General features: G+C 45.2%; 13 protein-coding genes. 7 read left to right on the forward strand and 6 right to left on the reverse strand.

What is annotated here, in order from left to right:
- Genes Q0890_RS08265 through gspK form a run of 4 tightly spaced genes read left to right on the forward strand, consistent with a single transcriptional unit; the run spans position 1 to position 3,215 of the window.
- Positions 1–870 carry a type II secretion system protein gene (locus tag Q0890_RS08265; RefSeq protein WP_299219411.1) on the forward strand — a complete coding sequence of 290 codons (870 nt, stop codon included), beginning with the start codon at positions 1–3 and terminating at the stop codon, positions 868–870.
- A gap of 3 nt (positions 871–873) precedes the next feature.
- On the forward strand, positions 874–1,362 hold the full coding sequence (gene gspI, locus Q0890_RS08270; protein ID WP_299219413.1) for a type II secretion system minor pseudopilin GspI: 489 nt from the start codon (positions 874–876) through the stop codon (positions 1,360–1,362).
- Entirely contained in the window at positions 1,359–2,141 is a 783-nt protein-coding gene (gene gspJ / locus Q0890_RS08275; protein ID WP_299219415.1) for a type II secretion system minor pseudopilin GspJ, read from the forward strand. The genes gspI and gspJ overlap by 4 nt, the downstream gene beginning before the upstream one ends.
- A gap of 12 nt (positions 2,142–2,153) precedes the next feature.
- Positions 2,154–3,215, forward strand: coding sequence for a type II secretion system minor pseudopilin GspK (gene gspK, locus Q0890_RS08280; RefSeq protein WP_299219417.1), 1,062 nt, complete (start codon positions 2,154–2,156; stop codon positions 3,213–3,215).
- Positions 3,216–3,267: 52 nt separating this feature from the next.
- On the opposite strand, the gene Q0890_RS08285 is transcribed toward gspK, so the two are convergent.
- The 3 genes from Q0890_RS08285 to ychF form a co-directional block, all read right to left on the reverse strand.
- On the reverse strand, positions 3,268–3,948 hold the full coding sequence (locus Q0890_RS08285) for a TetR family transcriptional regulator (RefSeq protein WP_299219419.1): 681 nt from the start codon (positions 3,946–3,948) through the stop codon (positions 3,268–3,270).
- Positions 3,949–4,046: 98 nt separating this feature from the next.
- On the reverse strand, positions 4,047–5,486 hold the full coding sequence (locus Q0890_RS08290; protein ID WP_299219421.1) for a deoxyguanosinetriphosphate triphosphohydrolase: 1,440 nt from the start codon (positions 5,484–5,486) through the stop codon (positions 4,047–4,049).
- Positions 5,487–5,679: 193 nt separating this feature from the next.
- Positions 5,680–6,771, reverse strand: coding sequence for a redox-regulated ATPase YchF (gene ychF / locus Q0890_RS08295; RefSeq protein WP_299219423.1), 1,092 nt, complete (start codon positions 6,769–6,771; stop codon positions 5,680–5,682).
- A 137-nt stretch (positions 6,772–6,908) separates the two neighbouring features.
- On the opposite strand from ychF, the gene Q0890_RS08300 reads away from it, so the two are divergent.
- Positions 6,909–7,304, forward strand: a complete 396-nt coding sequence (locus tag Q0890_RS08300) for a hypothetical protein (RefSeq protein ID WP_299219424.1) — start codon at positions 6,909–6,911, stop codon at positions 7,302–7,304.
- A 9-nt stretch (positions 7,305–7,313) separates the two neighbouring features.
- Here Q0890_RS08300 and Q0890_RS08305 read toward each other — a convergent pair whose 3' ends face one another.
- From Q0890_RS08305 to Q0890_RS08315, 3 genes are all read right to left on the reverse strand, one after another.
- A complete protein-coding gene (locus Q0890_RS08305; RefSeq protein ID WP_299219425.1) occupies positions 7,314–8,141 on the reverse strand; it encodes a phosphodiester glycosidase family protein in 828 nt (275 codons plus the stop codon).
- A gap of 35 nt (positions 8,142–8,176) precedes the next feature.
- Positions 8,177–9,982, reverse strand: a complete 1,806-nt coding sequence (locus Q0890_RS08310; RefSeq protein WP_299219427.1) for an FMN-binding glutamate synthase family protein — start codon at positions 9,980–9,982, stop codon at positions 8,177–8,179.
- Positions 9,983–10,214: 232 nt separating this feature from the next.
- On the reverse strand, positions 10,215–11,042 hold the full coding sequence (locus tag Q0890_RS08315; protein ID WP_299219428.1) for an IclR family transcriptional regulator: 828 nt from the start codon (positions 11,040–11,042) through the stop codon (positions 10,215–10,217).
- 201 nt (positions 11,043–11,243) lie between these two features.
- On the opposite strand from Q0890_RS08315, the gene Q0890_RS08320 reads away from it, so the two are divergent.
- Positions 11,244–12,446 carry an acyl-CoA dehydrogenase gene (locus Q0890_RS08320; protein ID WP_299219429.1) on the forward strand — a complete coding sequence of 401 codons (1,203 nt, stop codon included), beginning with the start codon at positions 11,244–11,246 and terminating at the stop codon, positions 12,444–12,446.
- A 199-nt stretch (positions 12,447–12,645) separates the two neighbouring features.
- Positions 12,646–13,884, forward strand: coding sequence for a CaiB/BaiF CoA-transferase family protein (locus tag Q0890_RS08325; protein ID WP_299219431.1), 1,239 nt, complete (start codon positions 12,646–12,648; stop codon positions 13,882–13,884).
- The last annotated feature ends 1 nt before the right edge of the window (position 13,885 follow it).

Genomic DNA, 13,885 nt, shown 5'->3' on the forward strand with positions numbered 1-13,885 from the left:
ATGCCGATCACTGCCAAAACTCAGTCCAGCTCAGTGATCGAGCACGCTTTTTGCCCCCCAAAGTATAAGCTATTTGATCTAGACAATGACTCAGCTATAAAGTTGAGGCATTGTTATCGCAATTCTCCTATGCATTCTCAAGAAAGCTACTTTCAAACAAAACATCTCCAAGCATTACCTAATCAAGCACTTTCTTCAAAAACTGTATTGCCAATACTAGCGCGTTCGCAGACTGGTTTTACCCTAGTCGAGATCATGGTGGTCATGGTTATCTTGTCTATATTTGCCGGCATGATTGCTGTCTCTGTCGGTAGTAGTGAATCCCGAAAAAACCGCGCCTTTTATGAGCATCTTACTGATTCATTAAGCTATGTCAGACTGCTGGCAGCTGAGCGTATGCAGCCGATGGGTTTAAGCTTACAAGCAGACAAGCAAGGTCAAGTGACGCCCGTTATCATGAGTTTATCAAACCCCTATATCGGCTATCAGACTCAATCAGTAACGCCAAACGGTGATAGCACGCCCAAAAACGCAATGGAGTTATCTGCAGATTTGTCCGGTATGTCAGGCGATAATGACGACAATCCACCAACGCCCAGCTGGGAGCGGGAGAAGGAAGTCACGTTGCCAGAAATGCCAGATGGGGTCAGCTTAAGCATTCAAAGTCTACAGGCAAACAATACATCAGGGCTTGAGTCCACCCAGATTTTACAGCCTTGGTTTAATGGGCAAGCAGTGCCGCAAGTATTGTGGTTTGGCACTGGGCAAGCCACTCCTGTCACGATTGAAGTGCGCCATCAGTCACGATTAGTCGGAGAGGTCATTACCATTATGCCGGACGGTAGTATGACGATAGGGCAGGGACTGTAGCAGATGGCAAAGAGAAATAAACCAACAACGCACATGACAACACATAGCACAAGCCAAACCTTGCTTGCCAAGCGTGAAAGTGGATTTACGCTGATTGAAGTGATGGTGGCGCTTGCAATACTGGCGGTGGTTGCTGTTGCCGCTAGCCGTGCCAGTAGTGCATATCTAAGCTCGGTTGAGGTGCTACGTACGCGCACGCTTGCACACTTTGTGGCACAAAACGCCGCGGCTGATTTGCGGATTCAAGAGTCGTGGTTGACGGCCAATAGCACGCAAACGATGGATGCTCAAGGCCGTACGTGGCAAGTAGCCATGACCGTTAATAATACGTTGTCGCCCGCGCTCAAGGAAGTAAATATCAGCGTTGCCCCTATTATTGATGGACAAGTGCGCTCAGCGGTAACAGATATTGATGTGATCTTAGGCAATGCAGAACAAGATGTCGGTAGCTTAGATCTGAGTAGTTTAAATCCAAGTGGAGGCAACTTGTGAGGCAGCAGCGCGGCTTTACCTTACTTGAGTTGATGGTCGCAATGGCAATATTTGCGATGCTTGCCGTCGCAGGGTGGCAGGTGTTTGATGGGGTTAACCGTGCTCGCGAGCGGGCACAGTTCCATGCCGATCAGCTCGCGGTCTTACAATATGCGTATTTGCAATTGCAACAAGACATGGGGCAAATCGTTGCATATCAAGAACCCTCTACGCAAAATAGTAGCGCAAACGACTCTAGTCTGAACGACAGCGCTAATGATACTAATAGTGGGCAAGACTCTATAGCTGCTGAACCTTTTATGAATTTAGAGAGTGAGCAGCTTAGCTTTGTGCGTTTTGCTGATCCCGATCCGCGCTACCAAACCAGTCCAAGCTTGCAGCGTGTTGAGTATGTCTTTACAGATGAGCGTCTTATCCGGCGACAATATAACAGTATTGAAAGTGGGGCTGATAGCGTCAGCCTAGATACGATACTGCTCAGCGGTGTCACAGCAGCGCGCTGGCAAGCCCACTTACCTGAAATCAGTAATAACTTCCCTAGCGCAGATAAGCAAGAGATTAATAACAATAATAGTAATAACCTTAATATTGATGAGGCAGAGACTGTCTTACTTCCTAAAGGAATAGGGATGAGCTTTACTTATCAAGATATGCCGATTACCTGGCAATGGGCGCTTGCCCCGCAACCTCTATCAAATAATAGTAGTGGACTTAATACCAATATAGGCGGCAATAGCGATAACGAAAATGATCCTGATAACACGACAAACGGCCAATAATAGGAGGCGCTTATGACAATGACAGCAGACTCCCAGCGCGGCATGGCCTTATTGACCATTTTGCTTTTGGTTGTCAGTATTACAGTGGTAGCAGGGGCGATGCTTGCAAGCCAAAAAATCGTTATTCGCCGCAGTGGGCTACTATTTAATCAAGATCAGTTACTACAAGACTTAGAAGCAGGAAAGCAGTTAGCAATTACCATTATTCGCGCTGATGATAAGCTAAATGATAACGATAGTGTGCAAGATATTTGGGCGCAGCCGTTGCCGCCCTATACTTTAGGGTCGCACAGCATCACTATTGAGCTACGCGATGAGGCCAGTCGTTTTAATATCAATAATCTTTATCATGATAACGCAGTCGATAGCGATGCCTTAGAGGTATTTGAGCGTTTATTAACCCAGTTAAACCTAGAGCCTGAAATCGCGATCGCGGTACTTGATTGGCAAGATCCAGACAACGAAATCTATAACGATGGCGGTGATGAAAGTGTCTTATACGGTCAGCAAACAAATATTCGTGCAAATAAATTACTGCCCAATCAATCATTGGTCAGTATCGACCAACTCCAAGAGGTACGCGGGGTAAGCGCTGATACATTGGCCATTTTGCGCCCGTATATTACCGCGGTCCCTTATTTTGTACCAATTAATATTAATACAGCAAGCCCCGTATTATTAGCTGCGCTGATGGAGGAGACGACCCCACAGCAGATGCAAACGTTTACAGACCTGCGCACGCAGCAAGCGTTGGCTTCAGTTGATGATTTATGGCAGCTACCGCCATTTATTAGTATGGGCGCTGAGGAGCGTCAAGGGTTTGAATCGTTATTAGCGGTAGATAGTCAAGCATTCAGAGCACTCATTACCGCAACTGGCAATAGCAATGTAGGCGCCGCGCCGCAGCGTTTTGCAACGGTATTAATCAGTAAAACCAAATCTGGTAACGACGACGATATGAATAATAATGGTGCCAACAACAACGATGCTAGTAATACCAGCGGTAATAACAGAGAGGCCAAAATAGTGACGATCATAGCACAGCGCTTATGGGCATTTCGTCCTATTTTTTAAGCATTCTTACTATTCATAAGTGGTTAAATACATTCTATTTAAAAATGTGGTATCAATCATTAAGCTGTGTTTCTTCACTTGATTTCCAATTATAAGCACCATAAAACAACATTTGCGCTTGGCGCGTACAGTTATGGAGCATTAATTGTTTTTTCTCTTCGATTTCTGCCGGATTCATCTCATCATCGTGTTCTTCAGAATAGGTGAGTTCCAACCAATCAATAATCCAAGAAAAAAACATATTGACCCCAGCTTCGGCCAGTAGACGCCGGTCGTAATCGTTAATATGCGTAAAGGCAGGCTGCAGTGCTAAATCCTCTCCCAAGATTTTTCCATGCATTTTTATCAGATTGCTGATGGCTTTACGGACAGCTTCTGAGCCTCCGAAGCGCTCACTGACCAAAAACTGCCAATAACGCGGCTGAGCGTTGACGGTTTGTAAAAACAACTGAATGCTTTTTGCAATTTGACGATCAAAACTGCGTTTGCGACCGATCTGTAGACCATCACGTAAAATAGCAAGGGTACCGCCTAGCTCTTCAACGACCAATGCCTCACCCAAAGATTCCATGTCATCAAAGTGACGATAAAAGGCAGTCGGCACCACACCAACCTCACGAGTGACTTGTCTAAGACTGATAGAGCTAAATGATTGCCCGGTGATGCATAAGTCTAGCACTGCATTAAAAAATGCTCGCCGAGTTTGAAGCTTTTTTTGTTCGCGACTGCTCATAATATTTCAAAATTACCTAATAGATGTTTATCATACTCATTTCATCGCAAAAATACGAATGAAATACGCGGACAGTGCCGATACTAACAGCGAGATTATCAAACCATTGTACCCCAATGACCCTGCAACTCTTGCGCCAACCTATAAGCTTCATGGTCATTCATACCAGTAATAAAATCTAAAATATTTAGAATGTTATGATAAATATCCTCTGTTAGTAGGCGTCTGTTTTCATCAAGGTGGGGCTGTAACAAGCTCAATAGGCGTTGCTGCTCAAAAGGTTTTGATGCGCTTGTATGTGCCATCCATGCCAATGGCATAAATGAGTCAAGTAGACGATGTAAGCATTGGTTCGCCATAAGCTCCATGCGCACTTTACTTGGATGATTAAATATCTGTTCGCGTGCTAATTGCTTGGCTTGATTGATACCATTTTGCACACTTGCATCACAATGCGCAAATAAACTGCCATTGAGGGTTCCAGCTAGCAACTTATCACTATTTACCACAAAAGCATCGGTCACAGTATTGACCAAGCGCATCATTGCGCGTGCTCGCAGTGAAGCTAGGCTCTGTCGCACAGAGAGATGGGCAGGCAAATCAATACGACTAGGACGCTCGCCAATCAACTCATAAAATATCGTCGCCACCTCATGATAGGTGAGCATATTTAAATTGATTCCATCCTCTAAATCTATAAGCGCATAGCAGATATCGTCTGCCGCTTCCAGCAGATAAGCCAGCGGATGACGAGAAAAACCATCGTGCTGCTCTGAGCGTGGCAATTGCAAACAGTCCGCCAACTGCTCCAACTGTGCAGCTTCACTATAAAAACAGCCAAATTTTTGTATTTTAGGGGCGTTTTGATCAGCGCTCTGATGCTGGTTGTTTATTGGAGTGCTATTTAGCGGATTGCTATGCGTCGCTAACCACGGGTATTTCATAAAAGCGCCCAATGTCGCGCAAGTCAGACGCATACCGCCCAGGTCAGGATGGTGCTCATTACGGACCAATAGGCGAAATCCTTGCGCATTGCCTTCATAAGCAAACAGATCAAGACGCTCATCGTTGCTGATATTCTGCAAGATGGTTTGGCGATCAGAATGCATAAACCAATCACAAATGGCGTACTCACCAGCGTGACCAAAAGGGGGATTACCAATATCATGAGCAAGGCAGGCTGCTTGGACGATGACGCCTACATCTGATGGCGTGACACCTGCAGGTAGGCCATTGCTTAATTTATCATGAAGCTTTTCTGCTGCCATGATTCCTAGCGAGCGCCCAATACAAGACACTTCTAAAGAGTGAGTCAGGCGTGTATGAATGCCTAGCTGATTGGTTAATGGGTGGACTTGGGTCTTTTGATTGAGCTGGCGAAAGGAGTGTGAGAACACCAAGCGATCATAGTCTTTATGAAAGGAGGAGCGAGCACTGTCTTGGATAGGGGCTGGTTTTATACTACCTAGACGCTGTGCGGTAAATAATCGCGCCCAATGATCGGCTGGGGTGGTAAGCTTATTAAAATGAGCAGGCATGATTTATATTCCATTATTATTGTCATTAACATTATCGTCTTTTGAGATACGCTTTATAAAAATATACGATGTATTTTGATATCCGTTAAATCAGTATAATAAAAAAAGCCAGCGCGAAGGCTGACTTTTGGTTGTACTATGCTAAGACTGTGTAAGTCAGCAAACAGGCAAAATGCTTATACTGTTGGGATACTTAGACGTTAAAGCGGAAATGCATGACGTCGCCATCTTGTACAATGTAGGTTTTGCCTTCTAGGCGTGATTTACCAGCGGCAGCAGCCCCTTTTTCGCCGTTGTATTCGATAAAATCATCATAAGCGATGACCTCAGCGCGGATAAAACCACGCTCAAAATCAGTATGAATCACGCCCGCCGCTTGCGGCGCTGTTGCACCAATAGCGACAGTCCAAGCACGCACCTCTTTAACGCCAGCGGTAAAGTAAGTCTGCATATCAAGTAAGTCATAACCACCGCGAATCACTTGATCCAAACCTGCCTCTTCCATGCCCATATCTTCTAAGAAGTCTTTTTTGTCATCTTCATCCAGTTGCGCGATTTCAGATTCGATTTGGTTGCATAAGGCGATTACGATAGAGTCTTCACCCGTGGCATAGTCGCGCACAGCATCGAGATAAGGGTTATTTTCAAAACCATCCTCAGCCACGTTAGCAATATACATAGTAGGCTTTAAGGTAATCAGACCATAACTTCTGATCAGTTTTTTCTCATCGCTATCTAATCCTGCTGCGCGCGCCGCTTTACCTTCAGCTAAGAGCGGCTCGATTTTTTTGAACACATCGAGCATGGCTGATGCATCTTTATCACCGCCTTTGGCTTTTTTGGTTAAGTTAAAAATCGCGCGCTCAACCGCGTCTAAATCAGCAAGTGCCAACTCTGTATTGATGGTTTCGATATCATCAATTGGGCTGATGCGGCCATCGACATGCACCACATTGTCATCATCAAAGCAGCGTACCACGTGGGCAATGGCATCGGTTTCACGGATATTGGCCAAAAACTGGTTGCCCATACCTTCACCTTTTGAGGCGCCAGCGACCAAGCCTGCGATATCGACGAATTCCATCGTTGTTGGCAAGACGCGCTCAGGATTGACGATATCAGCCAGCTTCTTTAAACGTGGATCTGGCACTGGCACGATACCAGTATTGGGATCTTTGGTACAAAACGGGAAGTTTTCAGCGGCGATTCCCGCTTTGGTTAAGGCATTAAATAAAGTGGACTTGCCTACGTTTGGTAGGCCGACGATGCCGCAGTTAAAACCCATAGTAATCTCTCAATCATTTAATATATTGTGGAACAAAAATTGGCGCTATTGTAGCAAAGTTTAGCTGTTAGCGGGCGTATAGATATGCTAATTTCATAGTAAGGCATTAGTAAATAGTGCAGGACTGAGGCAAAAACATGAGTAGCTTAAGTGATAGAGAACTGGTATGGATGGCGTTGTCAGACTTGTTCGTCGACCATCATATCAATCATGAGCAAATAGCCAATCAAGTGGCTCATTTGACCATCAGCGAAGTAGAGCAAATCTTATTTCATGAAGTCGCCCCTGTTTGTATGAGCAATTTACTGATGCCCACACCGACTGTCTGCGAAAAATTTAGTGAGAATTACGTCCTCTCTAGCATGCAGCAGCATTTGGCCAAAATGCAATCCAATGGATTTTATCATCGTAAGGTCTTATTAAAGGCAAAGTTTTACAAGGTTTTTTTGAAGCAAGATTGGTTAAAGCTAATGGCCAGAATGCGCCGAGCACAAAAAAAGCAAGCAAACGAATTACAAAATTTTGACTTTTAAGGTTAAGGCTTATTCTTTAGTTTCAACCACTCCAATTATCACCCCCATCTCTTTTTTGTCGTGCTTATCAATACTGGGCGCATATAATGCTGAAGCAACACCGCCATCTAAAAACAGCGCATTTGGACAGTTTAAGTTATCCTTAAATAAGGATGCAAACTGATAAAATGTCACAGGCTCATCGCTATTGACGAGCTGTATGCTGTTATCCCTACAAACGCCTGCACCATTACGAAACTTACGTGAGCTACTATCAGGGTTAAACTGTGGATGTATCTCATCATTGATGACCAACATTGGGCCTGATTGGGTGGCGTACCAAGGATCGGCTTCGCCACTGTTAAGCTGCTCAGCTAAAGCATGACTTTCAGTGATTTGCACATTGCCAGAGGTATCCCACCACATAACCCCATTGGGTAATAAATGAAAATTACCGCCGCCCTCGTTTAGGTTTAAGGCACGAATCTCATCACCTTCAATGACCGTGTAACCAATCGGCGCGTAACGCTCATTGTACATACCTGCATTCATAGCAAAAACTAAGTTCTGTTTCTTTGGCAGCGTATTTAATAAATTAGCAAAAGTAAGTAATGGTTTTAAGCCATCAGGTTGTTGCCAAAACAGCTGTAGAGAGTAGCGTTCACTATTTAGTATCTCAGCATTGATGCGACAGGTACTATAAGTAAAGGGTGAATCTTGCGACTGGCATGACCAGCTTTGCATGCCAGTATTAGATTTGTGAGCATCTATCGGCTGGCAGGCGCTAATACTTAACGTGAGCAGAGTCAACGGTAAGGCAAACACAAAGCTTGATATCAATCCGCTATCTTTTGTCATATCAATAATAATAGCTCAGCCCCTATAAACTATTTTTAATGATTAGTGGATGGAAGGTCGCGAAAGGTGTTGTTTACATTACCAATTAGTTGACCGCCATCGACTTCATCATATTCTGGGCTATTAACAGTTTTTTCTGTAGGGGCGCTGGTCTCTTTACCTTTATCACGCGAGTCTTTGTTATAAGCAATCAGCGCATCGTTGTTGGCTAAAAAGCTATTAGGGTTTGCCATGACCCACATCTGGTTAAAGACATCAGCACGAGCGCTTTGATCAAGTAGCGCCCCCTTATCTGTAAAGTAAAAGTACTTCGATAGTAGCTTAATTTGACCATCATCTAGGCGACGTGCAATATGATAAGGCTGCAATTGGCTTGGGTGCTCAAGACCAACTGCCCCGACGATACTGGCAAGCGATTTGAGTGTGTTTTTATGAAAGCTTGCAACGCGCTCAGCTTTGCTTGGCACATCGAGCGCTTTTTGACGATACGGATCTTGGGTTGCAACCCCTGTTGGACAAGTATTGGTATGACAAGAGCGCGACTGAATACAGCCAACCGCAAACATAAAGCCACGCGCAGAGTTACACCAATCGGCGCCTAGCGCGATTAGACGAGCAATATCGAAACCTGTCACAATCTTGCCACTGACGCCAAGCTTAACCTTGTCACGGACGCCAGCCCCAACTAAGGTGTTATGTACCAATAAAAACCCTTCAACCATTGGCATGCCGACATTGTCCATAAACTCAACGGGTGCTGCGCCCGTACCACCTTCTGCACCATCAATCACGATAAAATCAGGGTAATTGTCCATCTCTATCATGGCTTTGACAATCGCCATAAACTGCCACGGCTGACCAATACACAGCTTAAAGCCCACAGGCTTACCACCGGACAGCTCGCGTAGCTTTTGCCAAAAAGTCACCAGCTCGCGCGGGGTACTAAAGGCAGTATGCGAGGAGGGCGATACACAGTCTTGACCAGTAGGGACTTGACGCGTATCTGCAATCTCTTGAGTGATTTTTTCGCTTGGTAGCACGCCACCTTTACCTGGTTTTGCGCCCTGTGATAGTTTGATTTCAATCATTTTTACTTGTGGGTCGACCGCTTTTTCGGCAAAGGACTGTGGGTCGAAGTCGCCATTTTCATCACGGCAACCAAAATAACCCGTACCAATCTCCCAAATCAGGTCCCCACCGAATTTACGGTGATAAGGACTGATTGCGCCCTCGCCCGTATCGTGGGTAAAGCCGCCCATCTTCGCGCCTTGGTTGAGCGCCATAATGGCATTGGCAGACAAGCTTCCAAAGCTCATCGCCGAGATGTTAAACACCGACATATCATGCGGCTGGGTGCAATGCTCGCCACCGACGATGATACGAAAGTCTTTATTTTTTATAGGTGCGCTAATCGCTGATTGCAAAAACCACTCTTTACCATGCGCGTACAAATCATCGAGCGTTCCAAAAGCATTGGTGTCACTGACCCCTTTTGCCCGCTGATAGACCAACGCCCGCTGTTGACGTGAAAACGGTACTTGTTCTTTATCGTCCTCAAGCAAATACTGACGAATCTCAGGGCGAAAATCCTCTAGTACGTAACGAATATGACCTGCGACAGGGTAGTTGTTTAGGATGGAATGCTTGGTTTGAATTAGATCATAAATACCTAAACCTACTGCCAAGCCACCAATAACAATCAACCACCAGTTGATTAGTAATAGCCCTGCCAAAAAAATTAAAATAGAGGCACCAAAGGTACTATAGCGTAGTAGCAGTCCTGTGATGTAAGGGCGACTGTGTTTGGGTTCAGGATTTAGATTGGTACGAGATTGGGGCATAGCGAGGCTCGGCAGTAATACGTAAAGATTAAAAAGGCGATAATAAGTTGATATATGAACACACAGCAGTCTTTTATAAATAAGAAAGCCAGACTGACGTCTTGATCAATAATAGGCATAAATTTGACGGGTATATCATACACTTATGATAACACTACAACGGTATCATTGAGTAACAACTTCTTGTGGAGTTTTTCTCTAAATATGCTTTAAGGCTTAGTCAGTCGGACTCTTAAACCCCACCACCAATCCGCTCCGCCAATGCCTGCAATTTTGGCACTATCATCGCGGCATAGTCATCTGCTTCCCAGTTGGCACTTGGCACGCTGGCATTGAGCGAATACGCATATTGCCCAGTGGCGACATCAAACACCCCAACCGCGACTGCTAATATGTCAGTAGAAAACTCTCCATCAGACACAGTATAGCCATACTTTTCATAATGCTCCGCTGCGCTGGCTAGGGTGCTTTGCGCATGGTTATAATCTTCGACAGACAAATTCTCTTGCAGATTGCTAATGATAACCGCCTGTCTTTCTTGTGAGCTTGCCGCATAAAAAGCTCGTCCAATGGCGGTGCGTGCGATGGGTACGGCTGAGCCAACTTGTAAATTGACCGATAGGCGAGCAGGGCTGCGGCAGCAGGCAAGATAACGCATTTCGCCTGCAACCTCTGTGGCTAAGTTCACTGACACTTCGTTTTGTGTTGCAAACTGACGTAGCAAAGGTTCAGCAAATGCGACCACATCATGACGACTCCAAGCAGTCGCGCTTAATCGCACCGCGCTACTGCCCAACTCATACTGACCGTGGGCGGAGATACGTAAAAATCCAAGCGTGGTTAAAGTGTAAATTAACCGAGTGATGGTCGCTTTTGGCAATGCCGTCATTTGACACAATTGCTGATGACTTAACTGCTCTTGCTGTTCAAAGGCAGCGAGTATAGACAAGCCGCGCCCAAGCGCCGTGACAAACTGCCTGTCTTCTTCCTCTTTGCTCTGAATAAGAGCACTATTTATCCGTTCTAATAAAGGCTTAGGTTCTGGCAGGTTTTTTGTCATTTTTTGACCATATATATTTAAAAGGGTTTACAAGAAGGATAAATTTTGCTTAAATAGTTTTACATTATGAAACTAAGTTTCACATAGTGGAACTAAGTTGTCAAACAAAATTTGCTTGTCACTTAACTGATCATATAAATAGCTTTGATGAAAAGCTAATGAACTGTTTTTTACAAGCCGTCTTAAGTAAAGGAGTACGACATGTCAGCACCTACCAACCTACGAACGAATGCCAGCCCAAGTTTTGATTGGGAAGACCCTTTTTTACTGCGTGATCAGCTTACTGACGAAGAGCGTATGGTCAGTGAAAGCTCGCGTCAGTTTTTTCAAAAAGAGTTGATGCCTGGTATTTTAGAGGCCAATCGCAACGAAAACTTTGATCGTAATATCATGCGACAAATGGGTGAGATGGGCCTGCTTGGGGTGACTATTGAAGGCTATGGCTGTGCTGGTTTGTCAAGTGTGGCTTATGGTCTTATTGCCAAAGAAGTTGAAGCAGTAGACTCGGGTTACCGCTCTGCGATGAGTGTCCAATCAAGCCTAGTGATGCATCCTATCCATGAGTATGGTACTGAAGAGCAAAGAGAGAAGTATCTACCTAAGCTTGCAACTGGTGAGTATATCGGCTGCTTTGGTTTGACCGAGCCTGATTCAGGATCAGACCCTGCGTCTATGTCAACTCGTGCGCGTGCTGTTGATGGTGGTTATGAGCTAACTGGTAATAAGATGTGGATTACCAACAGTCCTATCGCTGATGTGTTTGTCGTTTGGGCGAAGGATGATGAAGACAAGATTCGTGGTTTTATCTTAGATAAAGGTATGAAAGGTCTATCAGCACCGAAGATTGAAGGTAAGTTTTCACTACGGGCGTCAGTGACTGGCGAGATTGTCATGGACAAAGTCTTTGTTCCAGAAGCCAATGCTTTTCCAGATATCCGCGGACTTAAAGGGCCATTTGGTTGCTTGAATAAAGCGCGTTACGGCATCGCATGGGGCGCTATGGGCGCTGCTGAATTTTGCTGGAAAGCTGCGCGTCAGTACACGCTTGATCGTAAACAGTTTGGCCGTCCATTAGCTGCGACGCAGCTGGTACAGCTAAAGCTTGCAAACATGCAAACTGAGATTGCTCTTGGTTTACAAGCGGCGCTACGAGTCGGTCGTTTGATGGATGAGCACAATGCAGCGCCTGAGATGATATCGCTCATTAAGCGCAACAATTGCGGTAAGGCACTCGATATCGCTCGTGTTTCTCGTGATATGCATGGTGGTAATGGTATCTCTGATGAGTTTCATATCATTCGCCACGTGATGAACCTAGAAGCGGTGAACACATATGAAGGTACGCACGATATTCATGCCCTGATCTTAGGACGCGCGCAAACAGGTATTCAAGCATTTTATTAATCTAAAGTATTTAAGAATGTTTGATTAAATTATTATCCAAGTATAGATGTTTAACGACTAACGTACGTTACTGTTTAGCCTTTAATACAGCGCTTAACATTAGCGTGCGTTTTTTTATAAGTTGAAATAACAAAGTAGCAAGATATAAGCACTTAGAATAATAAACGTCTCAATACTTCTAAAAAGGTAAGGGAATATCATGAATACAACATCACAACCTTCTGATGCACAGTTAAATAATAGTGACACTGTAGAAGGGGCGTTATACGGCATCAAAGTTCTTGACCTATCAAGGGTATTGGCTGGTCCATCCTGCACACAAGTACTAGCGGATCTTGGCGCAGAAGTCATCAAAGTTGAGCGTCCTCATATCGGTGATGAAACGCGTCACTGGGCGCCGCCCAAGTTTAGCGATGACACGTCTGCCTATTACGCGACTATTAACCGTAATAAAAAATCGCTTACGGTCGATATCACCACCCCAGCCGGACAGACTATTATCAAGCAACTTATCGCTGATAGTGACATTGTGGTAGAGAACTTTAAGGTCGGTGGTCTCAAAAAATATGGCCTAGACTATGAGAGTCTCAAACAGGACAATCCGCGTTTAATTTATGCGTCATTGACAGGGTTCGGTCAGACAGGGCCAGATGCCAAGCGCCCAGGTTATGATTATATTATTCAAGGCTTGTCGGGGCTGATGAGTATTACTGGTCCTAGCGATGGTGAACCCCATAAGGTCGGCGTCGCAGTCGTCGATTTGTTTGCAGGCTTGCAGCTGACCATTGGTATCCAGGCGGCACTGTTGGCGCGTCAACGTACAGGCCTTGGACAACACGTCGATGTGGCATTGTTAGACAGTGCGCTGGCTATGCTGGCGAACGTCGGTATGAATCATTTGGCATCAGATAAAGTGCCACCAAGACTGGGTAATCAGCATCCAAACATTGTGCCTTATCAGGTATTTGCCGCTCAAGGTGAAGAGCATTTCATATTAGCCTGTGGTAATGACAGTCAGTTTGCCAGACTTTGTGACGTGCTAGGCGTAGATTGGCATACGGACAGTCGCTTTATGACCAATCCTGCCCGAGTTGCAGAGCGTGAGCTGTTATGCGATGCGCTGGTCAAGAAGTTTGCCGAGCATCCGCGTGCGTACTGGTTAGAGGCATTAGATCAGGCAGGTATTCCGTGCGGGGCTATTCATAATATCGCCGAAGCACTAGCAATGCCGCAAGCGCAGGCGCGTGAGATGATTGTTGATTTCGCTGCGCAAGGCAGTCCAGTAAAAGCACTCGGCAGCCCTATTAAGCTCTCAGGGTCTCCCGTTACTTATCGTACGCCGCCACCAAAATTAAGCGAGCATACCGACAGTACGCTTGCAGATTTTGGTTATGATAGCGAGATGATCGCCAAGCTTAGAGCCGATGGGATTGTTTAGG

Origin of the sequence: uncultured Psychrobacter sp. (genome assembly GCF_947488565.1) — a bacterium.
GTDB classification, from domain to species: Bacteria; Pseudomonadota; Gammaproteobacteria; order Pseudomonadales; family Moraxellaceae; genus Psychrobacter; species Psychrobacter saeujeotis.

Excerpts from the sequence above, each read along its gene's own strand:
- Q0890_RS08265 (WP_299219411.1), top strand. The coding sequence starts at position 1 with ATGCCGATCACTGCCAAAACTCAGTCCAGCTCAGTGATCGAGCACGCT.
- gspI (WP_299219413.1), top strand. The coding sequence starts at position 874 with ATGGCAAAGAGAAATAAACCAACAACGCACATGACAACACATAGCACA.
- gspK (WP_299219417.1), top strand. The coding sequence starts at position 2,154 with ATGACAATGACAGCAGACTCCCAGCGCGGCATGGCCTTATTGACCATT.
- Q0890_RS08285 (WP_299219419.1), bottom strand. The coding sequence starts at position 3,948 with ATGAGCAGTCGCGAACAAAAAAAGCTTCAAACTCGGCGAGCATTTTTT.
- Q0890_RS08290 (WP_299219421.1), bottom strand. The coding sequence starts at position 5,486 with ATGCCTGCTCATTTTAATAAGCTTACCACCCCAGCCGATCATTGGGCG.
- ychF (WP_299219423.1), bottom strand. The coding sequence starts at position 6,771 with ATGGGTTTTAACTGCGGCATCGTCGGCCTACCAAACGTAGGCAAGTCC.
- Q0890_RS08300 (WP_299219424.1), top strand. The coding sequence starts at position 6,909 with ATGAGTAGCTTAAGTGATAGAGAACTGGTATGGATGGCGTTGTCAGAC.
- Q0890_RS08305 (WP_299219425.1), bottom strand. The coding sequence starts at position 8,141 with ATGACAAAAGATAGCGGATTGATATCAAGCTTTGTGTTTGCCTTACCG.
- Q0890_RS08310 (WP_299219427.1), bottom strand. The coding sequence starts at position 9,982 with ATGCCCCAATCTCGTACCAATCTAAATCCTGAACCCAAACACAGTCGC.
- Q0890_RS08315 (WP_299219428.1), bottom strand. The coding sequence starts at position 11,042 with ATGACAAAAAACCTGCCAGAACCTAAGCCTTTATTAGAACGGATAAAT.
- Q0890_RS08320 (WP_299219429.1), top strand. The coding sequence starts at position 11,244 with ATGTCAGCACCTACCAACCTACGAACGAATGCCAGCCCAAGTTTTGAT.
- Q0890_RS08325 (WP_299219431.1), top strand. The coding sequence starts at position 12,646 with ATGAATACAACATCACAACCTTCTGATGCACAGTTAAATAATAGTGAC.